At 45.6% G+C, this 26,448-nt stretch carries 24 protein-coding genes and 1 pseudogene; 16 read left to right on the top strand and 9 right to left on the bottom strand.

What is annotated here, in order from left to right; translation table 11 throughout:
- The first annotated feature begins 30 nt into the window (after positions 1-30).
- The gene (locus L4D76_RS06935) at positions 31-1,299 is read left to right on the top strand and encodes an O-acetylhomoserine aminocarboxypropyltransferase/cysteine synthase family protein (RefSeq protein WP_428440187.1); all 1,269 of its coding nucleotides are present in this window, start codon (positions 31-33) and stop codon (positions 1,297-1,299) included.
- A 357-nt stretch (positions 1,300-1,656) separates the two neighbouring features.
- Entirely contained in the window at positions 1,657-2,115 is a 459-nt protein-coding gene (locus L4D76_RS06930) for a tetratricopeptide repeat protein (RefSeq protein ID WP_428440186.1), read from the top strand.
- A gap of 760 nt (positions 2,116-2,875) precedes the next feature.
- Here the strand turns inward: L4D76_RS06930 and L4D76_RS06925 are convergent.
- The 5 genes and pseudogenes from L4D76_RS06925 to L4D76_RS06905 all read right to left on the bottom strand — a co-directional run.
- A pseudogene (locus L4D76_RS06925) lies at positions 2,876-2,986 on the bottom strand (LpxL/LpxP family acyltransferase); the annotation flags it as partial.
- A gap of 37 nt (positions 2,987-3,023) precedes the next feature.
- The gene (locus L4D76_RS06920; RefSeq protein ID WP_428440185.1) at positions 3,024-5,867 is read right to left on the bottom strand and encodes a hypothetical protein; all 2,844 of its coding nucleotides are present in this window, start codon (positions 5,865-5,867) and stop codon (positions 3,024-3,026) included.
- Positions 5,868-5,918: 51 nt separating this feature from the next.
- Positions 5,919-6,125: a DUF3283 family protein gene (locus tag L4D76_RS06915; RefSeq protein WP_428440184.1), complete on the bottom strand. Its 207-nt coding sequence runs from the start codon at positions 6,123-6,125 to the stop codon at positions 5,919-5,921.
- Between the two features lie 139 nt (positions 6,126-6,264).
- Positions 6,265-7,047: a hypothetical protein gene (locus L4D76_RS06910; protein WP_428440183.1), complete on the bottom strand. Its 783-nt coding sequence runs from the start codon at positions 7,045-7,047 to the stop codon at positions 6,265-6,267.
- Between the two features lie 175 nt (positions 7,048-7,222).
- Positions 7,223-7,738 carry a porin family protein gene (locus L4D76_RS06905; RefSeq protein ID WP_428440182.1) on the bottom strand — a complete coding sequence of 172 codons (516 nt, stop codon included), beginning with the start codon at positions 7,736-7,738 and terminating at the stop codon, positions 7,223-7,225.
- A gap of 588 nt (positions 7,739-8,326) precedes the next feature.
- On the opposite strand from L4D76_RS06905, the gene L4D76_RS06900 reads away from it, so the two are divergent.
- The 7 genes from L4D76_RS06900 (at position 8,327) to tkt (ending at position 17,918) form a co-directional block, all read left to right on the top strand.
- Positions 8,327-8,524: a hypothetical protein gene (locus tag L4D76_RS06900; RefSeq protein WP_428440181.1), complete on the top strand. Its 198-nt coding sequence runs from the start codon at positions 8,327-8,329 to the stop codon at positions 8,522-8,524.
- A 4-nt stretch (positions 8,525-8,528) separates the two neighbouring features.
- Entirely contained in the window at positions 8,529-8,699 is a 171-nt protein-coding gene (locus tag L4D76_RS06895) for a XapX domain-containing protein (RefSeq protein WP_107283883.1), read from the top strand.
- 41 nt (positions 8,700-8,740) lie between these two features.
- Positions 8,741-9,451 (top strand): purine-nucleoside phosphorylase, encoded by a 711-nt coding sequence (gene deoD / locus L4D76_RS06890; RefSeq protein ID WP_428440180.1) that lies wholly within the window; start codon positions 8,741-8,743, stop codon positions 9,449-9,451.
- Positions 9,452-9,888: 437 nt separating this feature from the next.
- Positions 9,889-11,379: a transposase gene (locus L4D76_RS06885; protein ID WP_428440179.1), complete on the top strand. Its 1,491-nt coding sequence runs from the start codon at positions 9,889-9,891 to the stop codon at positions 11,377-11,379.
- A gap of 301 nt (positions 11,380-11,680) precedes the next feature.
- Complete coding sequence (locus tag L4D76_RS06880; protein ID WP_428440178.1) at positions 11,681-14,581, top strand: hybrid sensor histidine kinase/response regulator; 2,901 nt, start codon at positions 11,681-11,683, stop codon at positions 14,579-14,581.
- 312 nt (positions 14,582-14,893) lie between these two features.
- Positions 14,894-15,844 (top strand): transaldolase, encoded by a 951-nt coding sequence (tal, locus tag L4D76_RS06875; RefSeq protein ID WP_428440177.1) that lies wholly within the window; start codon positions 14,894-14,896, stop codon positions 15,842-15,844.
- Positions 15,845-15,923: 79 nt separating this feature from the next.
- The gene (gene tkt, locus L4D76_RS06870) at positions 15,924-17,918 is read left to right on the top strand and encodes a transketolase (RefSeq protein ID WP_428440176.1); all 1,995 of its coding nucleotides are present in this window, start codon (positions 15,924-15,926) and stop codon (positions 17,916-17,918) included.
- 73 nt (positions 17,919-17,991) lie between these two features.
- Here the strand turns inward: tkt and L4D76_RS06865 are convergent, their stop codons facing one another.
- On the bottom strand, positions 17,992-18,189 hold the full coding sequence (locus tag L4D76_RS06865; RefSeq protein WP_428440175.1) for a DUF3734 domain-containing protein: 198 nt from the start codon (positions 18,187-18,189) through the stop codon (positions 17,992-17,994).
- A 306-nt stretch (positions 18,190-18,495) separates the two neighbouring features.
- On the opposite strand from L4D76_RS06865, the gene L4D76_RS06860 reads away from it, so the two are divergent.
- Genes L4D76_RS06860 through L4D76_RS06835 form a run of 6 tightly spaced genes read left to right on the top strand, consistent with a single transcriptional unit; the run spans position 18,496 to position 22,401 of the window.
- A complete protein-coding gene (locus L4D76_RS06860) occupies positions 18,496-18,894 on the top strand; it encodes a DUF2170 family protein (protein WP_428440174.1) in 399 nt (132 codons plus the stop codon).
- On the top strand, positions 18,894-19,580 hold the full coding sequence (locus L4D76_RS06855; RefSeq protein WP_428440173.1) for a PspA/IM30 family protein: 687 nt from the start codon (positions 18,894-18,896) through the stop codon (positions 19,578-19,580). The genes L4D76_RS06860 and L4D76_RS06855 overlap by 1 nt, the downstream gene beginning before the upstream one ends.
- A gap of 26 nt (positions 19,581-19,606) precedes the next feature.
- Positions 19,607-20,629 carry a potassium channel family protein gene (locus L4D76_RS06850; RefSeq protein ID WP_428440172.1) on the top strand — a complete coding sequence of 341 codons (1,023 nt, stop codon included), beginning with the start codon at positions 19,607-19,609 and terminating at the stop codon, positions 20,627-20,629.
- Between the two features lie 54 nt (positions 20,630-20,683).
- Positions 20,684-21,319, top strand: a complete 636-nt coding sequence (locus L4D76_RS06845) for a YjfK family protein (protein WP_428440171.1) — start codon at positions 20,684-20,686, stop codon at positions 21,317-21,319.
- Positions 21,320-21,349: 30 nt separating this feature from the next.
- A complete protein-coding gene (locus L4D76_RS06840) occupies positions 21,350-21,766 on the top strand; it encodes a DUF350 domain-containing protein (RefSeq protein ID WP_428440170.1) in 417 nt (138 codons plus the stop codon).
- A gap of 11 nt (positions 21,767-21,777) precedes the next feature.
- Positions 21,778-22,401, top strand: coding sequence for a DUF1190 family protein (locus L4D76_RS06835; RefSeq protein ID WP_428440169.1), 624 nt, complete (start codon positions 21,778-21,780; stop codon positions 22,399-22,401).
- A gap of 140 nt (positions 22,402-22,541) precedes the next feature.
- Here L4D76_RS06835 and L4D76_RS06830 read toward each other — a convergent pair whose 3' ends face one another.
- Entirely contained in the window at positions 22,542-23,321 is a 780-nt protein-coding gene (locus L4D76_RS06830; RefSeq protein ID WP_428440168.1) for a TIGR01458 family HAD-type hydrolase, read from the bottom strand.
- Between the two features lie 398 nt (positions 23,322-23,719).
- On the bottom strand, positions 23,720-23,908 hold the full coding sequence (locus tag L4D76_RS06825; protein WP_428440167.1) for a hypothetical protein: 189 nt from the start codon (positions 23,906-23,908) through the stop codon (positions 23,720-23,722).
- Between the two features lie 510 nt (positions 23,909-24,418).
- Between L4D76_RS06825 and L4D76_RS06820 the strand changes: the two genes are divergently transcribed.
- On the top strand, positions 24,419-25,678 hold the full coding sequence (locus L4D76_RS06820; protein WP_428440166.1) for a sensor domain-containing diguanylate cyclase: 1,260 nt from the start codon (positions 24,419-24,421) through the stop codon (positions 25,676-25,678).
- 70 nt (positions 25,679-25,748) lie between these two features.
- On the opposite strand, the gene L4D76_RS06815 is transcribed toward L4D76_RS06820, so the two are convergent.
- On the bottom strand, positions 25,749-26,306 hold the full coding sequence (locus L4D76_RS06815) for an NnrU family protein (protein WP_428440165.1): 558 nt from the start codon (positions 26,304-26,306) through the stop codon (positions 25,749-25,751).
- Positions 26,307-26,448 lie beyond the last annotated feature (142 nt).

Here is a 26,448-nt window from a genome sequence, read left to right as displayed (position 1 = left end):
TAGTTAGTCTACTTAATCAAGGAAGAAGAGATGAAAGACGAAACGTTATCAATCCATCACGGCTATCAAACCGATCCCACGACAAAATCGGTCGCCACCCCAATTTACCAGACCGTCGCGTACGAGTTTGATAGCGCCCAGCACGGTGCCGATCTGTTTAACCTGGAAGTTCCGGGCAATATCTACACCCGTATCATGAACCCGACCAACGATGTACTTGAAAAGCGCATGGCGGCATTGGAAGGCGGCATTGCCGGACTGGTTGTGAGTGCAGGCAGCGCGGCAATTAACTATGCCATACTGACGCTGGCTGAAGCTGGTGACAACATTGTTTCAACCCCGCAACTGTATGGCGGTACGTACACCCTGTTTGCCCATATGCTGCCAAAACAGGGCATTGAGGTTCGCTTTGCCAAAGACGATAAGCCTGAAAGTCTGGCTGAGCTAATCGACGAAAACACCAAGGCGGTTTATTGCGAAACAATCGGGAACCCGGCGGGTAATATTGTAGATATCGAAACGATAGCCAATCTCGCTCATGCGCAGGGCGTACCTGTGGTGGTTGATAATACGGTGGCAACACCAGTGCTATGCAAGCCTATCGAGTTCGGTGCCGATATTGTGGTGCACTCGCTGACGAAATATGTCGGTGGCCACGGAACTTCGCTGGGTGGAATTGTTATCGATTCCGGTAAATTCCCCTGGGCGCAACATAAAGATCGCTTCCCGGTATTTAACCAGCCAGAGCCGTCTTATCACGGTGTGGTTTATACCGAAGCCTTCGGTGATGCAGCGTTCATTGGTCGCTGCCGTACCGTACCATTGCGTAATACCGGCGCGGCGTTATCGCCGATGAATGCGTTCCTATTACTGCAAGGATTAGAAACCCTGCCTTTGCGTATGGAAAGACACACGGAGAACGCGCTGAAAGTAGCGGAATACCTGAAACAACACGACAAAGTGAGCTGGGTGAATTATGCCGGCCTGAAAGATTCGCCCCATTATGAACTGGCGCAGAAATACATGGGCGGCAAGCCTTCTGCTATCCTTTCTTTTGGCCTGAAAGAGGGGTATGACGCGGGAGTTCGCTTCTATGATGCACTACAAATCTTTAAACGTTTGGTGAACATTGGTGATGCGAAATCACTGGCTTGTCACCCGGCTTCGACGACTCACCGTCAGATGAATGCACAGGAACAGCATGATGCAGGTGTCAGCCCTGAAATGATCCGCCTGTCTGTGGGTATCGAACATATCGACGATATTCTGGCTGATCTTGAGCAGGCGTTAAACGCTTAATAGAGCTTAGCTTAATCGATTTAGCGCTAATCAAGTAGGAGGAGGCCTCTAGGCCTCTCTCCTATCACACCACCGCACAAGCGCGGTCGCATACGATGGTTTTGAGTTTTTCCATCATCCTTTTGGTGACATATTGTTATCAACCACACCCCTTCGTTCAAAAAACCACCATCCAAATTAATTTCTTGTGATTTCCGTTCCATTTCTTTCATTCATTAAGCAACTGAAATGACAAATAAATTACATCCCGTCAAAAGCAGTATATTGATTTAACGTGATTTTCTAAAATTTAGCATTAGTGCAATTAATTTCTTAAATCTGTTATTTTGTTTTTTCATCTAATTGATAGAGCTGTTTATGAAAAACGAGACTACTGACTTATGCTTAAATGAGCTTGAAGATAAATTATTAAATACTCCAGTCTCTGACGATTTTTTATTTACGTTAAAAGAATCTTCTATAGACAGTGCTGATATTGCCGAGTTAATGTATCAATATTACCTTGGCTCTAATGACTATAATAATGCGATTTATTTTTTAGAACTCGGCGATAAATTCAATGATGGCTACGCCCAGCTTCATTTAGCATCACTGTACCAACAAGGTAAACACTGCCTTAAAGATAACAAGCGCTCTTTGGCACTGTTTCAAAAAGCAGCGCATAACGGTGAGCCAGAAGCACAATATGAATTAGGGTTAAGCTTGCTGCTTAGTGGTAGCAATGATGATTTTGAGCAAAGTGTTTATTGGTTGAATGAATCTTTCTTAAATGGAAATGATGATTCAAAAATACTGTTAGACAGTTTAAATAGCTAACCTCATCAAGAGTACAGCATCGTTTAACCACTAGTGCAATTTAAAGGCAGATTGTTTAACCTTTCTGCTATTTTGACCCGTTTTATATACGAGACAGTTTTGTCCTCTATATAAAATGGGGGAATACCGCAATATTACCACTACCATAGCCCGACAACTAAGCCAGGCTTTCTTGATAGGGGAGTTCTCGTTGCTGAAGTCACGCCTTGATCATTCTCTGTAGTTTACCCAACTTTATCCGGGCGTAATCCAATGACTGACCTGTTCTATACATTGCGCTGTTCATTTTTAACCAGCAAAATAACAATCGAATATAAAGTAAATAGCCTGGTTGAGTTGTAAAAAATATAACCGTTAAGTGTCAGATTCTTACAGTATGTATCTTTTTTTAATCAGATCATTTATGAATTTAAATAAAAAACATTAACTTTAATCAGAGTCTTAAGAGGGACAACATGGTCATACCTCTTAAGGGTTACATTGATGGTGTGAATGTGTATACTGGACCTATGCACAAGGTAGACGCTACCTTCATTTAAAGATTGAAATATAACGCTCTATGATCAATCTTTAAAGTAAGTGCTCTAATGTGTGTGGTAATCTCGGTAATTTTTCGCCCCCGCTTAAAGCGGGGGCTTTTTTATATTTATATACAAATAGCTCGCCGTAAAATGAATAAACAATGCGCATTTCTTATATTTTCATTCAACTCAAATATCAATACAATTTAACCCGTTTTTACTTTGAACCCCAGCCTCACTCAATTATATAAAGAAGGCTCACCTTCCGGACGAGTTTTAAACCGGCGATGTAACCACATATATTGTTCAGGAGCCTGCATAATTGACCGTTCAACAGCTTTTTTAATAAAGCCCCGGCTAACTCAGGTCGTTAACCGGGACTCGCGGTTAGAAAAAAGACGCTATGCGCACAAAAAACTGATTTTTACCTTTGTCGTTATCGAGCCCTTTGGCATATCCAAACGTCACCGGCAAGGTGAGGTTATATCCCAACTTGGTTTCAACCGTGATCTGAGTGCCTACGCCAGTGAGTTGCTTGGCATCTTTCCTCGTATCCCAGGCTGCTCCTGAATCAACATACAGGGAACCTGAAATATCACCCAAACCAATCGGATATAGTGACCAGTTACGCTCTGCACGTGCCAGCCAGGTTTCCAGCTCCAGCCGTTGAGTCGCATACTGATGGCCGCGCTGAGCCGACTCATCGTAGCCCCTCAGCGCCTGAGTATCACGGCCAAATAACTGCGTTTCCTCTGAGGTATCATAACCGCCCAGCCGGAAGGCTTTTGCGCTATCATCCGCATAGCCCAAGCCCAGTCGCGCTGTCAGGGTCGTACGGCCGGGTAGATCCCAGGTTCCTGACCACTGAGCCTGATATTTTTCACCGCTGTAATCAGCATTAAACACATCATTGGTTTCGGCTATCAGATCAACATAATGACCCCAACCAATGCCCGGTACATTCAGGTACGCTTCACGGTTGTCAAAGGTTAAGGCCAGCCCCGTTAAGGCTTCATGGGTTTCCCGATATTTTCCGATATTGGTAAAGTCTGGCTGAGACACTAAGCTTTCTTTATCCCAAACAATACCGGCATGCAGGCTGAGTTGATCTTCCCACGCCGTAAAGAGGTGGTTGCGCTGGAGCAGGGCAAAATCATCTCGGATAATACGATAACCTTCGCTGTTATCCTGAGTGAATTTATCAAAGCTGTGGCTGCTCTCTACAGCCACCACCCAGCGATTATCATAACCATATACCAGATTGAAATTGGCCAGATCATTCTTGAAATCCCAGGCCGCTGCCAGCAAGTAGTTATGCCGGCCTAACGCATCAGAGCCAGAAGTGATCACTCCCGCCTGAGTACTGACATCATCCACTTGTATGAGCGGAAACCAGCTATGCGGACGTACCGTCGGCCATGGGCTGTATGCTTCCGGCTCTGATTTTTCGACGTTTTCAGTTATCGCTGGCGGATAGTCATAACGTCCTTGCTGACGATTAATCGCAAAGACAGATAACGCCTGTGGCTGCTCAATGTAGCGCAACATATAACCATCGGTGCCATATGCCTGATAAACAAGACCTAAATCCGGCTGCCATTCCGGTTGAAACGCGCCGCCTATTTCCCGTGTCCATTGGGTGATTTCGCGGGTCTCTTCTTCCATCACATAAATATTGTAGATGCCATCATAATCGGCACTGAACGCTATTCGGCCGTCGGGTAAAAATACCGGACTATTTTCTGTGGCTCTGCTATCGGTCAATGGCTGCCACTGATGTTTATTCAGATCCAGCCGTTCCAGATTCCAGCCTTGCAGCGGACGTTTAACTGCAGCGATCAGATAGTCACCGGACGGAGCAACATCGAACGCGCCCAGCACGACATCTTGTTCACCTTGCCACACCTGCGTTGGCTGATCCCCCGACTGAATACCCAGCAGCCACAGTTCACTGAGGCCATCGACTTTACGGCTGGCAAGTAACTGAGAGCCATCAGGCATCCAGCGAACTTTACGAAAACGCTGTCGCTCAGTCAGTTGGATCCAACCGCTATTTTGATACAGAAATATATCGTTTAACTGCCGGCCATCGGCATAACTCACTATCCGGGAAACGGCCAAACCCGCATGCGGGTGCTGATCAATGGCTGTCACACCTTTGGTGTTAACAACCTCTTGCCAGTTGAGATCGTCTTTTTTCAGATCCTTAGCATTCAGCATCGCAATCACGGCGCGATCTTCGCCGTTATTACGGTTAACCAGCAGGCCATCTGTACCTGTCGCGGTGACTTGAAGAAACGGATTGTTGTCTAACTCACGACCAACAACAGCCTGTTGGTTGAGTATGGTGATCTCAGAGTCAAATCGGGTCGTCAAATACTGTTGGTAATCGCTCCACAGCATCTGAAAGTCTTTACCAAAGGCCTTTTTAGCGGAGCTGTTTAACAAAAAATAAGGCAATAATTTGCGGCTGTAATCCTGTAAAAACAGCTGAACGTTATCTTCACCATACGTCGCGGAAAGATATTCAATAAAGTAAGCCCCATAAAGATACTGAGAACCCAGCGGCCACTCACGTGAAGCCACGGCAACTTGTTCCAGATCTTTTAGCTCGCCACTTGCCACCTCCATACGCATTTCCATGTCGTACAGGCTGCCTTGCAAGCGGCCATAACCCAGCTCTTTGTTGGTTTCGAGATAAACAGCCAGCCCCTCCAGCAGCACCGACGGCGTCAGAGCATGCGGGAATAAAAACACATTGCGGCCAAACACCTTTCGCAAAGCTTTGACCGAACCTGATGCCAGCTCCATGTGCATAATATGGGCATATTCATGGCGGATAAGCATATGGAGCCAGTCATCATTGGCTTCCAGGCTGTTCACATCTTCAGGCGGACTCATGATTAACCTGATCTGAGCAAACGGTAATGGCGTTGCCCAACCGTTAGAAAAATCAAAGTCATCAACCAGCACGATTTCAGTTCGTGCCTGTGGGGGGAATTTAAAAAATGGCAGTAGTTCGCGGTGGACACGTTCGGCAATATCCAGCGCTTTCGCCGCATTTTGCTGGTGACCATCTAAGAAGTGAATGGAAAAATGTTCTGATTGCTGACTCAGCCAGGTTTGATCTTGCTGATCCCAGGCAACCGGTTTTGCTAGTACCGGTTGTGCCGACACCCCAAAGCAGGATAAGGCTGCCACCAGCGTCCAAGATAATTTATTCCGTGCCATTTCGCGTCCATTGCTATAAATAACAAATACATAAAATATCTGGAATTGGTATTATTTGATACCCATTTTGGTTTTATATTTGCTGACAGCCTGATTGAAAAAATCACGATCGTCATCGTCTTCAATATTATTACTTTGTTCAGTAAACGCCTCATATCCCGCTTTGGAATTTTTGACTTTCCATACGGTGTAAGCAGCTTGCTTATCTAATTCAATGCGGTTTTTTTCAGCTTGGGATAACAGTGCCAGGTTATACATAACCTACCTCGACAACGAGAATAATGGCGTGAATCTTATAAGATTTCACGCCTAAGACCAACGATAATAATACCTAACGTGAAAACCTCAGTCATCGCGAATCTTGGTCTTGCAGTAATTCAATCAGCCACCGCAATACCTAAAAACCTAGCTGGAATTTAAAAATAACAAAGAACGCAACCACAATCCCCATCATCAGCATCACACTCACCACCGGACTCAATGTTGATGCACTAGGATGTTTCACCGCATCCACCAGATCAGGCTCGCTGTCGTCATGCTTCTCAGTCGATTTCACTAAATCTTTGACATGTTCAGTGGCTGTATCAATCGACTCTTCAGCAGAATCGATCACCTGCGCCTCAAACCAGCGCTCAAAATCAACCAATTGGCTTGCGTCTACATTTTGGGTAAGGCCGAACTGGCCGGATCGGCTATCAATAACAGACACCACCAGCAGTTGCTCTTTTTCACACAACACCCAGCATGGAAGGTAATCACCATTCAATTTAACTTTGCTCGGATACGGATAAGCGTTATCACTAACCGCTTGCTGAAGTTCTGCTTTGCTGATCATGACTGAATGTACCACCTGCAGGCAACTTTCCAGCCAGTAGGCGACATTTTTGCGGTACGCTGCCTGACGCAGCGGTGCCATTCGCGCAGCACCACGAATAATGTATTCAACCAGTGCGTCATTAACCGCTTGCTTGTCGGGCCACATCTCTGTTTTATTGGCCGAAATTTTTAACCGGTGGAATACGGTAGCATCCTCGGCGACAAGATTGATATCCACACAACCTTTCGGATTTTGTTCCTGCAATGCATCCCGGTATTCAATTCGCCAAGGAGTGGTCAGTTTGCGAAGAACCACCGGATAGATTTGCTCAACGGTCGTAAGGTAGTGTTCATAATTAGTCATGATGTACTCACCCTATTGTTCTATTCTTCATATGGTAGGGCTCCCTGCCGCGCTTTACTTTGACTCAATTCCGACTTTGATGAATTTTTAGACTATTTTAGTTGCATGATCTTTGGGTATAAAGCCGCAATTGCGGCTTTTCGTTGGTTTCCTGTTACGGCTCGGGCGGTGAGTATTACAGCCCTATACCGACACCAAAAATGACTGCATTATTGGTCACATCGCCCATATCGCGGTATTCATACCCTAAGGTGAAATCCACCAACGGGATCAGCGTCAGAACGACACCGGCTCCACCGGTAAACCCCCAACCATCATCAGTCACTGTGATGCCGGATAATTCCCTGTCAACGTCGTAATAGTTAGTACCCGCTTTGGCGTACAAGCTACCGATAAGCAAGGGGAAGTCACCACGAAGAGTAAGCGGAAAAGCGGTATAATCAATATCGTTTTTTGTCGCATTTCCACTGGCGTCGACTTCTGCACTTCCTTGCACCACGCCAGCATTAACACTGAAAATATCATTGATCTGATAAGTCGCATTAATGCCGTATTCAAAGCCATATTCACTGTTGCCGTCATATTCAATGCTGGCAGCCCCAACGCTGGCCCCCACCGAGAGCCCCAAAATATCAGCGCTGGCAGGCATACAAATCAATGCCAGTGTTGCGGCAAGTAAAATCTTTTTCATCGCTACATTCCCTCGCTTAACAATTAAAATAGAATCAAATGTAATCAAGTTATTGTTATTTGATATGTTTTATCTTTAGCCTATTTTTACTTATACGCCAATTTTGTTACTTTTTTTCGTGCTCAACCTTTGATTATTCCAGCGAACCGGATACAAACTCCTGCATTTTATCATCTAGAATCTATTGGCTACCTTGCTTCTGCATTACAAGGTGCAATACAATGATCACACCAGTACATCTCCATCCGCATGATATTTACGGATTTACCAAAAAAATAGCCATACATATAAACCCACCGTTATAAGGCAAACTAAACCTTTTATCCTATTTCTGTGTACTAAAACGATGAAATCCATTACAAGATCACATTTCTGTGAAATCCATTTCATAATGTAAGTTATCAATAAATATCAATATAAAACCTTTCACTTTCAACAAATAACGTACGATTCTTATTGATAAGTTCACTTTTCAACCAAACCACAACGACTGACGAGCAAACGATCTTCATCACATTTTCAACACTTTTGGTAATCAATGCGTTTTTTTTTCATCATTAGAAACTAAAATGTGATCATGATCGCTAGATGAAGGCCGCGAATTCCATAAACTTCTCCACATCGAACGGCAACAACGCAAAGGCACCTTATCTATTTCTCTCTGAAGCGCGAGTGACTTGTGAAGAGCAGTTGATTTGTAACGAACTGGACTTCAATGAAGAAGATAGAAAGAGCAAGCCTGAATCAAGCCGTCATACATTGAATATGCAAGACAATAGAGGGTAAACACATGAACGAGATTCTGCTGGCTATTTTTGCAGGCTTAATTGTTGGCTTATTTTTTAGTGCGGTTAAGCTACCACTGCCTGCGCCACCAGTATTACCAGGCATTATGGGCATCGTTGGTGTTTACCTTGGCGGTATGGCATACCAAACTATTGTTGAACGTTTTTTCTCTTAAATACTTAAACCCTTTTAATAACAAATTCCTAGGAGTGAGCCATGGCTACCCCACATATCAATGCTGAACTTGGTGATTTTGCTGAAACAGTCCTAATGCCAGGTGATCCGTTACGCGCAAAGTTTATTGCTGAAAACTTCCTGGAAGATGTAAAGCAAGTGTGTGACGTACGCAGCATGCTTGGTTTCACAGGCACTTACAAAGGTAAGCGTGTTTCTGTAATGGGCCACGGTATGGGCATCCCATCATGCTCTATCTATGTTCATGAGCTGATCAAAGATTTCGGTGTTAAAAATGTTATCCGTGTTGGTAGCTGTGGCACCGTAAGTGATGACGTAAAACTGATGGATGTCATCATTGGTATGGGTGCATCCACCGATTCCAAAGTTAACCGTATCCGTTTCAACGACCATGATTTCGCTGCTATTGCTGATTTCCACCTGCTAGAAACTGCTGTGGGCAAAGCGCGCGAACAAAAAGTACCTGTTCGTGTCGGTAACGTATTCTCTGCGGATCTGTTCTACAGCCCTGAAGCTGACTTATTCGAAAAAATGGAAAAGCTTGGCATTCTGGGTATCGATATGGAAGCTGCCGGTATCTACGGTGTGGCGGCTGAGCTTGGTGCAAAAGCACTGACTATCCTGACCGTATCTGACCACATCACTCGTGGTGAGAAACTAAGTTCGGAAGACCGTCAGAAGTCTTTCAACGAGATGATGAACGTCGCACTGGAAACAGCGATCAGCATCTAATCCCGTTTGAGTAAAAAGTATTTAGCGGTCAGGGTTTTCCCCGATTCTCTGGCCGCTACCTCTGTCTCAGACAGAGTTAAGACCTATGCCATTATTCTAATTGATTGCATAATTATTATGTCATCAGTTCTAATGGCATAGCTCTTAACGGCAACGTTTTTAACGTTACGTAATGAGTAATGTGGAAAAAGGGAAATTAGTGTCCACAGGGAGGCTGTTCTTGAGCATAATCGCAGCTCAACATTTTGTAATATGTGGCGTCTTGCACAATTTGAATTGAGAAAAACATCATCATACATTGATGCTTTTTTCAGGCGATCTATGTTCAATATCAGCTGACTTGTGGGCGGCTAATACTGCACTGAATAAGAGGGCTACCTCTTATTCAGTCCCCTTCTCTTCTCCTGGCTTATGCACAAGGATAAGGTTAGGCTGCCATGATGAAAAAACTTCACCCAGTATCCTCTGCAACCCTGTTGCCACCAGCTTACGGGCATTTACAGCTTAATCACTGTAAAACAGTCAGCTGCCGTAATTTTGGTTCAATGGATGAACATAACTACGTAGTGCAACACTCTAATCCCCGCAGACCAACAATGATCTGTCGTGAATGTGGTGCGTTTCCCCCGGTTCTCAATAACCACGATGTCGTGGCTGAAGTTTCTCGTCTTAAAATCGCACAAAGCAGTGGCCTGCCTGCTTGTAATAATCCTGACTGTAGAAATCTCGGCCTTCCGGTACTGACCCATCGCCATCTTTATCATGCCTTTGGCTACAGCGGTGATCGCCAACGATACCGTTGCAAATGCTGCCAGGCCACTTTTGTCGATCGCTGGTCAGGTTTTAATGGCAAGCATATGGTTCAGCAAAAACTGTTAGCTATGTTATTTACTGGCTATTCAGTACGAGACATTTGCCGTCGCCTGGGAATGAACCCGAAAACCTTTTATGATCAGCTCTCGCATATTGCCAGCCGCTGCCGCCGTCAGCTATCGATGTTTGATGCCCGCTTGTTTAAACATGCGCAAACCTTATCGCTCGCATCAGATTTAAAGCCATTGCAACCAAACAGTGGTAACGGTGTGTTATGGATTGCCACAGGTGAAGCAACATCAGGCTATGTCGTTGGCCAGCATGTGAATTATCACCCGTCCGATGTCGATAATCCCAGCAATGATCACGACCCTTACCAAGACGATACCCGTTTTATGGCAGCACCCAACGCGCAGTTGGTTGAAGTACCGTTGCCGGCTCCTCAAGGTATTCTGGCTCGCGTGGATGCAACATACCGCGAAGTACTGGCCCGCCCTAATATGGAAGATCCGCTCAGCCATCTTCCGCGAATTAATTATCCGACCAAAGGGTGCTTAGTCCGTCCACAGTACACTGTTTACGCGCACTACCTGCATTTGTCACAAATGCTTGAATATAATGAGTCACTGTCTCTTTTTATGCCTCAGGAAACTTTATTGCGTTCGGCATGTATCTCTGTTTTCCTTAACCGTATTAAAGATAAAAGTATTCATCCGCTTTATGTCATCGAAGATAAAGACTGGCGACATGGTCAGCCTGCTGGACGTATTGATATCGTGTTAATGAGCTGGTGGCGTGATCGCTGGGCCTTCACCCGCCATGGTGACATCGGCAAAGGTATATGCCATATCGGCGGTGAAAAAGACAATGAAAAGAAATGGATGGAAATCGCGTCTCATCGAACTATCAGTGAATACCAAACCCGCTTCCACGACCAGTTTTCGCAATTAGTCGATGAGCCCCGTCGCAAACTGCGACCGGCAGGGCTATTGCCATTACTGGATATTTACCGTGCATGGCATAACCTATGCCGCCAGGATCGTTCTGGCCTGACCCCAGCGCAGCAAGTTGGCTTAACCGCTGCACCGCTTACCTTAGAGCAGCTATTAAGTTAGTCAGAGAACATGTTCAGCGAGAATTCAGTGGCTTTTAGGCAAAGCAGCCATATGAGCGAATAGAAGTTCTATTTGGAAGATGGCTAACGCAGTATAAAAACCACTGAAACTCGCTCCTTGGAAACTCCTCTGGAAACTCTGAATCATACATCTTGAAGTGGTTTGGGTATTAAACTTTGCTGTCTGGATCGACTTTCTTCTATCTTGCAAAGCCTCTAATTAATATTATTGTTATATTTGTTCTTAAGATGTTAAAGAAGTAGCGGGCTTTTCGCGACAAACAAGGATGTTAGGGATAGTGATGCGATTATTCCCACATAAAATCAAACCTATTTTACTGGCCAGTATGCTTTCGGTAGGTATTATTCCTGCGTTCATTTATAGCTGGATAAGCAGCGAGAAATGGTCGACGGTTGCACTTGAGCAAATATCTCAGGGTATTCACAACCGTACAGAGATTGCAGCGCAAAACATTGATGATATTTTTGCCAAACGCCTGCTTAGCCTGAAAACACTGGCTAACTCACCCGTTTTTGAATTAGACGCATCGATCACCCTTAGCGCATCTTCTAATAACAAAAGTTTTATCAGCCATTACTTGGCCGAGCTGAGCGCTGTTGATCAAGCCTTTAACGCCATTCACCTGGTTGAGAAAGAGGGCGAACACTTCAAGATCGCTGAATCATCCCTTGCAGGTCAACCGGTTAACCTGGCAAACGAGCTGAAAAAATTTGGCTTAAATGATTTCACCGGCATTATGGGCAAGATAAACTCAACGCCGAATAAGACTTATATCGCAGTGCCACAAAATGTCACCTCGGTCCCCTGCCTGTTGTTTATCACCAAAGTCAGCAACTCCCATTCGCCTAATCCCCGCAGCGAAAAAGAGCGCCTGTTATTGGTGGAATACCGACTGAGTGAAATTAATGAACGGCTGAACTACCTAGGCGATCATATTAGTAATGCCGACTATGTCTTCCTTATAAATCAACAAGGTGACGCCATACTCTCAGGTAAGTATCAGGGGCGCGTCCTGCAGGCTCTCAGTAACTTTAAACAGAACTATGATCAAGGAACGTTCCAGACCGACAATGAGCGGGGAGGAGTGACTCACTACACTAACCGCTATGGTGATGAACTCATTACCACTATTTCCAAATTGAACACCCTTGATAATAACAACCAGCCTCTGTGGTCGTTAGTGACCATAACCCCACAGCATACCGCAACAAAAGTGATCGATTACCTGCATAGCTACTTTATGCTGGCGCTATTGTTTACCGCCTGTATGGTGATTGTCTTATCGATTACTTTAACCAAACGTATCACGGTGCCATTAACAAAACTGTCGCGCTTTGCCGCCCAGTTTAAACTGGGGAACTATTCTCGTAATGAAACATTTACAGGCCCTCATGAGTTTCAGGTACTTCATGCTGCCTTAAACCAGGGGGCGGATAAAATATCTTCCGATACCCAGCGTCTGAATCAGGCACTGCACAAGGCCGAAGATGCAGACAGAGCCAAGTCGGCCTTTCTGGCAAACTTATCTCATGAAATTCGTACCCCGATGAATGGCATGCTGGGGCTTTCCCAGTTACTGCTGAAAACCGATCTGACAACAGAGCAAGAACATCATTTGCGAACATTGCTTGATTCGGGCAAACATATGATGTCACTGCTCAATGATATTCTGGATTTCTCTAAAATCGAACAAGGCCAGCTAAAGCTTGATAAAACGCACTTTTGTTTTACCGATTTGATCGGCACCATTGAAAGCACCTACTACTCTCTTGCTAAAGAGAAAGGGATCGGCTTCTACATTGATTGTGAATTTGAACCATCAAACTGGTTCTATGCAGACAAAGCCCGCATTCGCCAGATATTATTCAATCTCACCAGCAATGCGATTAAATTTACCGATAAAGGGGAAGTGCGTGTCACCCTGAAACAACAGGCTGGCCATCAACCCAATGAAAGTGTGCTCACCATCATTACTCAGGATACCGGTATTGGCATCGCGCAAGACCGCATACCAATGATCTTTGATCCGTTTGCTCAGGCTGAGGTATCAACCAGCCGACGCTTTGGCGGTACAGGCTTAGGCTTAAGTATTGTTAAACAACTCACCGAGCTAATGGGTGGCGATATTCAACTAGAGAGCCAGCCCGGAGAAGGTTCAACCTTTATTGTGACCTTAACGGTCAATCCAGGTCACTATGAACAAGAAGAGCAATCGGAAGTCGAGTTTGATCAAAGTGCCTTTATTGATCTCAAAGTGCTCATCGTTGAAGATAATCACCTCAATGTCTTAATCATCGATTCCTTCCTGAAGCAACACGGTTTTCAAACCCAAGTGGTTGAAAATGGTGAGGAGGCTTTGAGAATACTCGATGATGAATACTTCGATATGATTCTGATGGACAACCACATGCCGGTCATGGATGGGATTGAAGCCACAAAACGTATCCGGGCACTGTTATCACCCATTCACCAGATACCTATTTTTGCCTGTACGGCCGATGTATTTGAAGAAACCCAGAAGACCATGATAGATGCCGGAGCTGATTGCGTGATCACCAAACCTCTGGACGAGCGTAAACTACTTGATGCCCTGCAACGATTTAAAGGCCAAATTACCAGCATGGCGACGGTGCGCAGATCTCAGTCTGAACCACTCCCCGAAATGGATACCTGCATAACCGCATCAGGCTGGGAAAGCCTGCCGCCAGAAAGCTTGCCATCAATCAGTATGACTCTCGACTACCTCGACGATAGCAAGATTGAGCCGGCTGAGACATCACCACTGACAAGCGGTGTTCAGCTGCAACCGGAGCAGTTTCGACAGGTTGACTTGAATAGCCTACTGGAAATGATGGATCACGACCACGATAGTGTTGTGCAATTTCTGATCATGTTTACCGAAGAGCATCGCAACGATGTTGAGAGGTTTGAGCAGGCTCTGGACGAGCAGGATTTCGATGCCGCTATCTTGATCAGCCATACCCTAAAAGGGGTGTCCGGCAGTATCTGTGCTTATCAACTAAGCGAAGCCGCTCAAGTCGTCGAAAAACGCGTCAAAGCCAGCGAAATACCAACCGATTGCGAAATGACGGCATTAATCTCAGCATTAGATCGACTGATCCAAGAAATTCAGCAGCAAGTTATGGTTACCGGCCAGCCAGAAAATGAGCAAATGATTTAACTACAGATCATTTGCTCACTCATTACATGTCAGTCCAAAAACCAACCATCAACAAATTCAGTAATAACTTGGGCTGGAATATATTAACCATGAAAAAATGAGATCCAAACACGATTTAGCATGGCTAACAATTGACAACTTGCAGTAAAAAGACAATTATCATCACATCAATTGCTCCTAACCAATACATCCGCTCACTTGGTGTATTTATGGTTTGCGATATTTAAGTTAAGAGCACGTAAATATACTTTGTCTAGCTTTAATTTAAGCTAGCATTGAAACAATGTCCTATCACGTTAAGGGTCGAAAGATATGAGCACAAAACTGGAACAACTGCGCGCGCTAACTACTGTTGTTGCTGACACTGGCGACATCGAAGCAATCAGCAAATATCAGCCTGAAGATGCAACGACCAACCCGTCATTGATCCTGAAAGCAGCCCAGATTGCTGAATACGCTCCTCTTATCGACGCATCAATTGCTTACGCTAAAGCTCAGAGCGACGACAAAGCCCAGCAGGTTCAAGACACTTGCGACATGCTTGCCGTTAACATCGGTAAAGAAATCCTGAAAGTGGTACCAGGCCGTATCTCGACTGAAGTAGACGCTCGTCTTTCTTACGACACAGAAGGCAGCATCACAAAAGCTCGTCAGCTTATTAAAATGTATAACGATGCTGGCATCACTAACGATCGCATCCTGATCAAACTGGCTTCTACCTGGGAAGGCATCCGTGCTGCTGAAGTACTAGAGAAAGAAGGCATCAACTGTAACCTTACTCTACTGTTCTCTTTTGCTCAGGCTCGTGCATGTGCAGAAGCAGGCGTTTTCCTGATTTCTCCTTTCGTTGGTCGTATCATGGACTGGTACAAAGCGAAAGAAGGTCGTGAGTTCGAAGCATCAGAAGATCCAGGTGTTGTTTCTGTAGCGGGTATCTACAATTACTACAAAGAACACGGCTACAACACAGTGGTTATGGGCGCAAGCTTCCGTAACATGGGTGAGATCCTTGAACTAGCAGGTTGTGACCGTCTGACAATCAGCCCTGACTTACTTCAAGCACTAAGCGATGCTGAAGGTGATGTGGTTCAGAAGCTATTCTCTGACGTTGAAATCAAAGAACGTCCAGCTGCAATGACTCACGCAGACTTCCTATGGGAGCACAACCAAGATCCAATGGCTGTTGAGAAGCTAGCTGACGGCATCCGCAACTTTGCGGTTGACCAAGGCAAGCTTGAAGTCATGATTGCTGAGCGTCTATAAGCCTTAACATAATTTCAGAAAGCGGCCTTTAGCCGCTTTCTTACTATTTTGAATTGATTTAATTTTTGGTGACATAAGTATGGAACGTAAAGTCCTCGCAAATGCAATCCGTGCCCTGAGCATGGACGGTGTTCAACAAGCTAACTCTGGCCACCCTGGTGCGCCAATGGGTATGGCTGATATCGCTGAAGTTCTATGGCGCAGCCACATGAACCACAACCCACAAAACCCAGAGTGGGCTGATCGCGACCGTTTTATCCTATCAAACGGTCATGGTTCAATGTTGATCTACTCTTTACTTCACCTGACAGGTTACGAACTGTCTATCGATGATCTGAAGAACTTCCGTCAGTTGCATTCTAAAACACCGGGTCACCCAGAATACGGTTATGCGCCAGGTATCGAAACAACAACTGGCCCACTAGGCCAGGGGATTACTAACGCGGTAGGTATGGCAATGGCTGAAAAAGCGCTTGCTGCACAGTTCAACCGCGAAGGCCATGACATCGTTGATCACTTCACATACTCGTTCCTAGGTGACGGTTGTATGATGGAAGGTATCTCTCACGAAGCATGTTCTCTAGCGGGTACACTAGGTCTTGGTAAGCTGGTTGCTTTCTGGGATGACAACGGTATCTCTATCGATGGTGAAGTTGAAGGTTGGTTCACTGACGACACACCTAAGCGTTTCGAAGCATACGGCTGGCACGTAATCCCAGCTGTTGACGGTCACGATGCTGACGCAATCAACGCAGCTATCGAAGCCGCTAAAGCTGAAACAGGCAAGCCGACGCTTATCTGCTGCAAAACTATCATCGGTTTTGGTTCTCCAAACAAAGCAGGCTCTCATGACTGTCACGGTGCGCCACTAGGTGCAGAAGAAATCGCAGCAGCACGTGAATTCCTGGGTTGGAACCACGGTCCTTTCGAAATCCCTGCAGACGTAGCTTCTGAGTGGAACGCGAAAGAAGCTGGTGCAGTAAAAGAAGCAGCATGGGACGAGAAGTTTGCCGCATACGCAGCAGCACACCCTGAGCTAGCAGCGGAATTCAAACGCCGTACCGCTGGTGACCTTCCTGCACAGTGGGAAGAAAAAGCTAACGCTATCATTGCTGATCTTCAGGCAAACCCAGCAAACATCGCATCACGTAAAGCGTCTCAAAACGCACTAGAAGCGTTTGGTGCAATGCTACCTGAGTTTATGGGCGGCTCTGCTGACCTTGCGCCTTCTAACCTGACTATGTGGTCTGGTTCTAAGTCGCTAGAAACGAATGATTTCTCGGGTAACTACATCCACTACGGTGTACGTGAATTCGGTATGACAGCGATCATGAACGGTATCGCCCTTCACGGCGGTTTTGTTCCTTACGGCGCAACATTCCTGATGTTTATGGAATACGCACGTAACGCATTGCGTATGGCGGCACTGATGAAAGTGCAGAACATCCAGGTTTACACTCACGACTCAATCGGTCTGGGTGAAGATGGTCCTACCCACCAGCCGGTAGAGCAAGTTTCTTCTCTACGCCTGACACCAAACATGAGCACATGGCGTCCATGTGATCAGGTTGAATCTGCAGTTGCTTGGAAATACGCTATCGAGCGCAAAGATGGCCCGACATCATTGATCTTCTCGCGTCAGAACCTTGCACAGCAAGATCGTACTGAAGCACAAGTTGCTGATATCGCGAAGGGTGGTTACATCCTGAAAGATTGTGAAGGCAAGCCTGAGCTTATCTTTATCGCAACAGGTTCTGAAGTTGAGCTCGCAACAGAAGCTTACGCACAGCTAACAGCTGAAGGCCGTAAGGTTCGCGTCGTTTCTATGCCAGCTACAGACCTATTCGACAAGCAAGATGCAGCTTACCGTGAAGCGGTACTGCCCGCTGACGTAACAGCACGTGTTGCTGTTGAAGCCGGTATTGCTGACTTCTGGTACAAGTACGTAGGTTTGGACGGCCGTATCATCGGTATGACTACCTTCGGTGAATCTGCACCAGCAGGCGAGCTATTCAAGATGTTTGGCTTCACGGTTGAAAACGTGGTTAACACTGCGAAAGAACTGCTGAACTAAGCGTCTGTTTCACAAAATAATAAGAGAAGAGCACACTTGCTCTTCCCTTTAGCTATTATCGCCAAACTGTGTTTTACACAGTTTGGCTTTTTTGATCTTGCGACAGATTCTCTGATTTCCTACGCTGAAGTTGAATTGAGCGACGAGAAAATTCAGTGTCACTTGATGAAATATGACCCGCAACGGCATCATACGTAATATGGACAATATCAATATTATTGCCCGCTTTCAGTGCCGAAATATCGCCTACCGCCTCGCTATCGATCTTCATCAGACTTTGCTCTAAATCATAATCAGACCGTACCCCTCAATGTCATAACCAGAGCAAATCAACCAGCATTAACAGAATCGTCACAAAAACAATGGCAAGCGTGCGTTTCATCACTTTAATTATGTATTAGCAAACTCATAATATTTACTGTATAGATCCAGTAACTCAGAAAATCAGAGGCACTCAGTTGACGTCTGAGAGAAAATTGGCTTATATGCCTCCGGTAGCAAATGAATTTTGTTGTATTTCTGCTGTCATATGGAAAGCAAATCGAATACTCACTTAATGAGAAAGAAGGTAATATTAATGACATGGCAATTATCAGATCTTCTCCCCGTTCTGACCGAACATGAAGGTTGGCAAGTAGAAGCAAGTGAACAAACCCTCGTTATCCGCAACGAAGATAGTATCGAGGCGTTTCTGGCAGTTTCTGGTGAGCAGATCTTAGTTGAAGTACTGCTTTTCCCTCAGCAACAAGTTAAAGACATCAATGCGCTAAACAACGACATATTACGGACTCATAAGATGTTCCCGCTCTCTACGATTGGTATCAATGAGATCCAGGGAGACAGTTACTATGTCGCTTTTGGTTCGTTGTCTTCTCAATCCAAAGCTGAAAGTATCGTCATTGAAGTGGCAACGCTATTTCGTAATGTTGAAGCCTTTATTGAACTATACCAAGACCACCTCGCGGAGATTGCATAATGAGTGTCTGGAAAAAATTATTTACTGCCATTAAAGGTGGTGCCAATGAAGCAGCCGAAAACGTTGCTGATAGCCAGGCACTGCGTATTCTTGATCAGGAAATCCGTGAGGCCAAACAAGAGCTTCGCCGCTCTGATGAAGCATTGGTCAGCATTGTCGCTAAGCGTAAAATGTCACAGCAGAAAGTGGATGCCTTCACCAATGGCATTAATGAATATGAAGGCCATGCGCGTGGTGCCATGGAAAATGGTCAGCAAGATCTTGCTCTTGAATGTGCCCAGAAAGTCGCGAACCTGCGCACCGAACAACAGGCTGAGCAAATATACTTAGACCAGTTTGTGAAATCAGAACAAAGTATGCGTACCAATATTGCCCAAGCGAAAGACAAACTACGCCAGCTGGAACAACAGGTTGATGTTGTTAAGGCCAATGAAGCGGTGCAGAAAGCACAAGCCGCGGTATCTGCTACCAACGTGGGTGCTAATGCAAAAATGCACACCGCCGTTGAATCTCTTGAGCGCATTAAGCAACGCCAAGCAGAAAAATCAGCGCAACTTGAAGCAGCAGCTGAAATGGCCGAAGAGCAATCAGGTAGCAGCCTGGATAAAAAACTGGCCGAAGCGGGTATTACCCCGGGTGGAAAATCATCTGCAGAAGATGAGTTAGCACGGATCTTAGGCAAATAACAGAATTCTAAAACCTGGAGGTATACATGTCTGTATGGTTGCTAGTTCGTCGGTGGGCACTATTTCAATTTGGCCAACTGAATGGACGCAACCTATTGCTATCGCTGCTTGGATATATCGCGATCAGCTGGGTATTACTAACCATTGCGAGTGAGCATGTACTCACTCGCACTTTTACCGATTTTATTTATTACCTGTTCGTTACGGCATCGACAGTCGGCTACGGCGATATGTCACCGACGACGGCAGCAGGTAAATGGGTCGCCGCCTTATTCGTTATACCGGGCGGATTGGGTCTTTTCGCCATTTGTGTCGGCCGTATCGCTACCGTATTTATTCACTACTGGAAAAGCGGGCTATTAGGAAAACGGAGTCTTAAAGTGAACAACCATATCCTGGTGTTGGGCTGGAATGAACAGCGCACCCTGCATCTGATCAAGATGTTGCAACACGAAGAGAAAGGTCACCGCCCTATCGTGCTGTGTGTTCGCCCTGAAATCGAGAACCCCCTGCCGGGAGAGGTCGAGTTTGTCCGGGTCACCAGTTTTACCGACAATGATGGCATGGCAAGAGCCGGTGTCACGAATGCTAGCTGTATCATTATCGACAACCCGGAAGACGATATAACGCTGTCGGCAGCTCTGTATTGCGCCAGCAAAAATCCAGAAGCGCATTTGCTCGCCTATTTCAATGACGAAGCGCTAAGCCAACTGTTAAAACAACACTGCCCGAATGCGGAATGTATTCCATCCGTCGCCGTCGAAATGCTGGCTAAAGCCGCAATCGATCCAGGTTCAAGTGGACTACACCATGAACTGCTCAGCAGCCATCGAGGGATGACTCAATATTCTGTTACCTACCCTGACCATTGTTCTGCCACCAGCATCGATGCATTGTTCACTCGTTTTAAGCAACAATATGAAGCTACACTGATTGCAATTGATACCGGCGCAGGCATTGAACTCAATCCAATACTTAGCCGTGAAGTTCCCCCGGGTGCTACGCTTTTTTATATTGCGGACGAACGTATTCAGACGTTTGCGTGGTAAAAAAGACGCTGTTTCCAACCCTAAATACTCATCGACATCTGATCAGGAATAACAATGTTTGATTGGTTTAAGAAGAAAACAACAGCTGAAAAACCCATTCAACAAGCGCCTGAAATACTAGGTTTACGGCTTGGTGGAGCATTCGAATTAGATGATCTTAAACTGCGTCTTATCGAACCCGACCTTATCATTGAAGGGGCTTCGCGCACTCAGCTCATTAAGGCCGTTGGCGAGGTTCAGCTTGATGAGCAAACTCGCCTGCTCCGCTATTATACCGATGATGATGGTTTTATTCAGGTACTTACTCATGGCCAGACTGAAGCCGATGTCAGCGAAGTAAAACTTTATTATTTTTACGACACTAAACCGATTGATACAGAATCTGAGTGGAAGCACTTACTTCACAATCAAATTGTGCAACCCGCCTGGGAACTGGAAGGCCATACTTTTGAAAAGGTATGGGATAACAGCCGTCCTGTCGCGATGACAGAAAAAACCTGGCTAGAAAATGGCTCTATTAGCGAAACCGATCAATTCGTCATGATTTACGAGCGAGAGATCGGCAACGATATCTTCGAATGCCTATTAGTTGCTGGCGAAGAAAAAATAATCCATAACCGTGCCGAACACAGTCTGGCTACCAGTACTGGCATCAACCTTTCACCGACAGACTTTAAGCTGATTGGCTAGTTTGTAACTCTCTAATAATTAGGAACTCACATGGATGTTTTAGCGAACTCTTTAGCGGGCCTTGGTGCCTTTTTACTGTATTTCTCACTGTCACTGGTTTTCTTGTTACTGTTTAAATTTGTCTACGTGCGCTTTACCCCGCACGACGAATGGAAACTGGTGAAAGACGAGAAAAATATCTCCGCAGCCATTGCCCTGTCTGGCTCCATCATTGGCTACTGTCTGGCTGTTGCTGGCGCTGCCAGTAACTCAGTCAACTTAGTCGACTTTGCGGTTTGGGGTGTCGTGGCACTTATCGCTCAACTTATCGCTTTCATCATCATTCGCTTTGGTTTCATGCCGAAGATTGTAGAACGTATTGAAGCAGGGGAAGTACCCGCGGGTATCGTGATGGCTGCCACTTCTGTCTCGGTTGGCCTACTTAATGCCGCTTGCATGACTTACTAGGAGCCGCCGCGATGAAACGAAGTAAGCAGGTTGTACTGGCAAGTATGCGTAAAAATTGGCGTACATTCTCTGTTACGCCGATCACCGTAGCGTTTGCAGGTGCTGTACTCTCAGGATGCAGTGACAATAGTAGTGATGCATCTATTTATCAGGGCTTAGACGACTGTATTGATGACAACCCAAATTACAGCAGTGAATGTCAAGCCGCCTACCAGAATGCATTAGAAGAAGCCGAGCGCACGGCACCGAAGTATCAGACCCAAAATGATTGCGTGGCCGAGTTCGGGGCTAATGCGTGTATGCAATCGTCCAACAACAACTGGTTTATGCCGGCGATGGCGGGCTTTATGTTTGGTCGGATGATGGACAATAACCGGGGTTATTATTCCCAACCTATGTTCCGCTCTTATTATCCGGGCAGTATTTTCTATGATCGCTGGACGACGGCTGACGGTTACGATTACGGTAAAAGCAGCTATAAGAAAAGCAAGGTTCGGGTTTCAAAAGATCAAATGAAGCCTAAGCCAACGGTAAGCCGTACTATTTCTCGGGGTGGGTTTGGCTCAACGGTGTCAGCAAAATCGAGCTGGAGTAGCAGTAAATCATCCAGCGGCAGTAAAAGCTGGGGAGGATAATTTTTCAGCTTTACAGATCACGAGATATAAAGCCAGCATTGTTGCTGGCTTTCTTTTTTCAACAACGCTACCAGCGCCCTCATCTCCACTGCTATTTTCATCGCAGCAACACAACCGTATGTATTGTGAGCCTCTCTGGCTCACTTCACCTGGCTTGTATCGCCAGAGTCGTTCAGGGCTACATCTACTGCCTCCACCACAGAGTCAACACAGAGGAATTGTCTGGCAAGCAAATTTTCATCGCCCGGCTGGTACTTGCCTGTTTTGACCAGGCAAGCTTGTAGCCCGGCATTCAGGGCTCCTTCAACGTCACCGAAAACATCATCACCCACCATCAAAATCGCGTCAGCAGGAGCGGTTGTCGCAGCCACAATCTGGTTAAAAAATTCAGCGGACGGCTTACCGACAATAATCGCTTCGGTACTGGCAGCGTACTCAATGGCCTGGATAAAAGGGCCGGCATCCAGATGCAGCTGACCACCGAGCTTAAAATAGCGGTTACGACCAATGCCGATCAGCGTTGCGCCGTTTTGACAGAGCTGAAAAGCATGATCCAGTGACTCATAGCAAAAACCATCTTCGGCATCGCCGATAAGCACTACATTTGGCCGAGTTTGATCAAGATCGGCAAATTCAGGCTGGATATTTTTGTGGATCAGGCAGTAGGGGCGCCACTGATGTTGCTGTAGCAGTGCCTTGACAGCGGCGGGAGCGGTGTAGATCTGCCGCAGATCGATGTCAAATCCCAGGGCAATAAGATCTTCATAGATCTGGACGCAGGTCTTGCGGGAGGTATTGGTGACAAAGCGGACCTCAAGATCACTGGCTTGGGCGCGGTTTATTGCTTCTACGGCACCGGGTATTGCCTGGGTGCCAACATACAATACCCCGCTGAGATCAAAAAACAGTGCTTTGTACATCCTTATCCCCCATCTGTATTGTTGAGTATATACCCAAACGACTTCAAGATACTCGTTTCAGCGAGAATGACTGGACTGGTAGGCAAGGCGCTGATTTGAAGACATAGTAGCTCTACGTTAAAAAGCAGCAACACAGCATACCAGCCCAGTCAACTCGCCCTTCGGGAGTGATTCAGCAGGCCCATTTCGTTGTCAAATGACGTTGAAAGGGGCCCGCCATTCCTACCGTCATTTTCCTTGAACTGGACATGCTGATATCACTCTGAATCCTGCATCTTGAAGTTGTTTGGGTATTGGGTGTGGGGAGATTAAACGGATCCCGGCAGTTACAAGTTCGTGATCTTGGCAGATCCCTTTCTGAATATATTATTTCTGTGCTCTCGGTTATTTCTGTCCGTTTAGTGGATCTGTTTTCCCAACCCCACCAACGGAGCGCCGTCATCGTCATAACTCAGCTCGCACTTCATGATCTCGCCCTGAGACTCAACATGCGTGTAATCGCCGTTTGCGAATTTCAGTGCCGCGGCTGGGGTTAGCCAATCGCCGTAGCCACACAAGTCAGCCCAGCTGATCTTCATAATTTTCATGATGTTTCCTAATTAATTTATATAAAGCTGGATCAAAGTACGACCTTCTTCGTGATTTATCATCGTTCATCTCTGAAACCATCACAACCTTTCAGACGCATTTATAAGAATATCGACCAAAGGTCAGATAGATGATTTCTAGGGTACTTAGGATACAGGGAAGGATAAATCAGGGCTAACTGATAGATTTAGTATCATTGACATAAGCCGTATCAATTTTTGGGAGCAAGATCATTATTTTTGGGCTTAATATGCGCTACCGTCATACTCCCCTCGTGCTGTTCGCAGGGGGGAATATGACGTTTTTATCTTGTAACCTTTTTCTGAAAACAGTTTAGTCAGCAGATGCTAACCATTGGGTTTGTTGATGATTCAGCGGGATGGACTGCTTTTTTTTCAGTCGAAATTAGAGTAAAGACACTAGGCTGGAGGGCGGGCGATTACGAATAGGTACAAATTTACCACACCGATTTTTTGCAATAAACCCAACACGAATAAGATGATGTGCTTGTGAACCTTAGCCCCGCGATCAATGAACAACAATTTATAAAGTCCCACTATGGTGTCGTGATCCATCGGGATTTTAAGGCGCTGTATGCTGATGATAACTACGCACGTTACTTTGGGTATCAATCTGGTCAGGATATTCTCTCCCTGACTAGCTTATTGCAACTGATTGCTCCGCATGAACGTCAAAATGCTATTCACACCTACAATGCTGTCATGGCAGGGAAGGAACAACCCGGCGTACGCTCTTACAAAAATATCGACAAAAATGAAAATGAATTTATCGTATTGACGGTTGATCATGTTATTGAGTGGCAAGGCGAGAAAGCCATGCAAATCACGATTATTGATTTAAGCACTCATGTTGAAACACACCGCAAACTGCAAGCCAGTGAAGAGCGCTACCGCGAGCTGATTGATGGATCAATTCAAGGCATTGTTGTTCATCAAAATTTCAAACCTTTGTTTTGCAATCAGGCATATGCACAGATGCTTGGATTTGAAGATGATCAAGCTTTGATGGATATAAACTCTATTCTCCCGTTAATCTCTTCGAGATACCATCAACAAGCCCATCAGGATAATCATGCGCTACTTTCTGGAGAGAAAGACGCAATTAAGACCGAAGTAAAAGGGCTGCGTGCTGATGGTTCAACGGTGTGGCTAAGCATATTGTCAAGGCCAGTGCAATGGGATGGCGAGCGAGTCGTTCAGGTCACCGCGATGGATATCACTGAGCAGCACTTGCTAAGTGAACAGCTTGAGCATCGCGCTAACTACGATGGGTTAACCAATCTGCTCAATCGCCGTGCATTATCGGAGTTACTGACAAAACAGTTTGCTTATCATCAAACTCATTCAAATCCTTTGTGTTGCGTCCTGATTGATTTAGACAACTTTAAAGCTATCAATGATCAATATGGTCATCATGTCGGTGACATAATTCTTAAAGTATTCGCCTCTATCAGTAAAAAGAATATCAGGGAAAGTGACATTATCTGCCGTTGGGGAGGAGAAGAGTTTGTGTTAATTTTGCCTAACACCGATATTGAACAAGCTGAATTCATAGCCGAGCGTCTTTGTGATGCCATAACCAAGCTTAGGGTGGCAACAAGTAGCGGACATGTGAGCTTTTCAGCCAGTATGGGCGTGTCATCACTGTCGAACAACACGTCCAATGTCGATCTTTTGTTATCAAAAGCCGACAATGCGCTATATCAAGCCAAGCATCAGGGAAAGAACCGTGTCGTTATCGCATCATAATTGCGGACTTCACAATCGAAAGGCCGCTATCATGCGGCCTTTGTTGTATACCCAAGTAACCTCAAGATGCTCAACCGATAACAGCAACACCGAACAGGGTCTGATGGCCACGTAATACCAGGCCAAAGAGGATCAATCCGACCACCACGGCGATGACATCAAACAACACTTTCGGTTTTCCCTTCGGCACCAGGCTGGTTCTCGGCTTAGCCAGAAAAATATCTATCAGAGCATAAGCAAAGAAACCGCTAAAGAGCACAGTGGAAGCCAGATCACCGTTAGCCAGCAAGTGAACGAAGGCCCAGAGACAGGTGGCGATTAACATAGGGTGTTTTAGCTTGGCGCGAATATGAGTATCTAAATAGGCTGCAGTCAATAAAATAAAAACAACGGGCATCAGGGCGTGGGCCAGCGGCCGGGAAAAAGACAGCGGTGCCCACAACTGATCTTTGGGAGCCAGAGCAAAACCGTGGAAGATCAGCAGTAAGGCAATCACCGAAATAATGGAAAATAACGCCAAATAGGGCATTCTGCCCAACCTATCGATCAGCTGCTGCCTTGGTCCTGGCATCGTGGGCAAGAGATGGATGGCGATAAACAGGATCAACCCCAGCAATAAAAATTCCATTACTATTTCCTTATAAATTATATTATTAGCTATTTATCCGCATAACGAATTATTACTAATTGTACATCGTTGGCATTACTGAATCGTGATTGAGTTAGCAGCAGGTATAAAAAAACCACTCATACGAGTGGTTTTCTTAAAT

The organism is Photobacterium sagamiensis (assembly GCF_050337085.1).
Lineage (GTDB): Bacteria > Pseudomonadota > Gammaproteobacteria > Enterobacterales > Vibrionaceae > Photobacterium > Photobacterium sagamiensis.
This window is presented reverse-complemented; position numbering and strand designations above follow the sequence as displayed.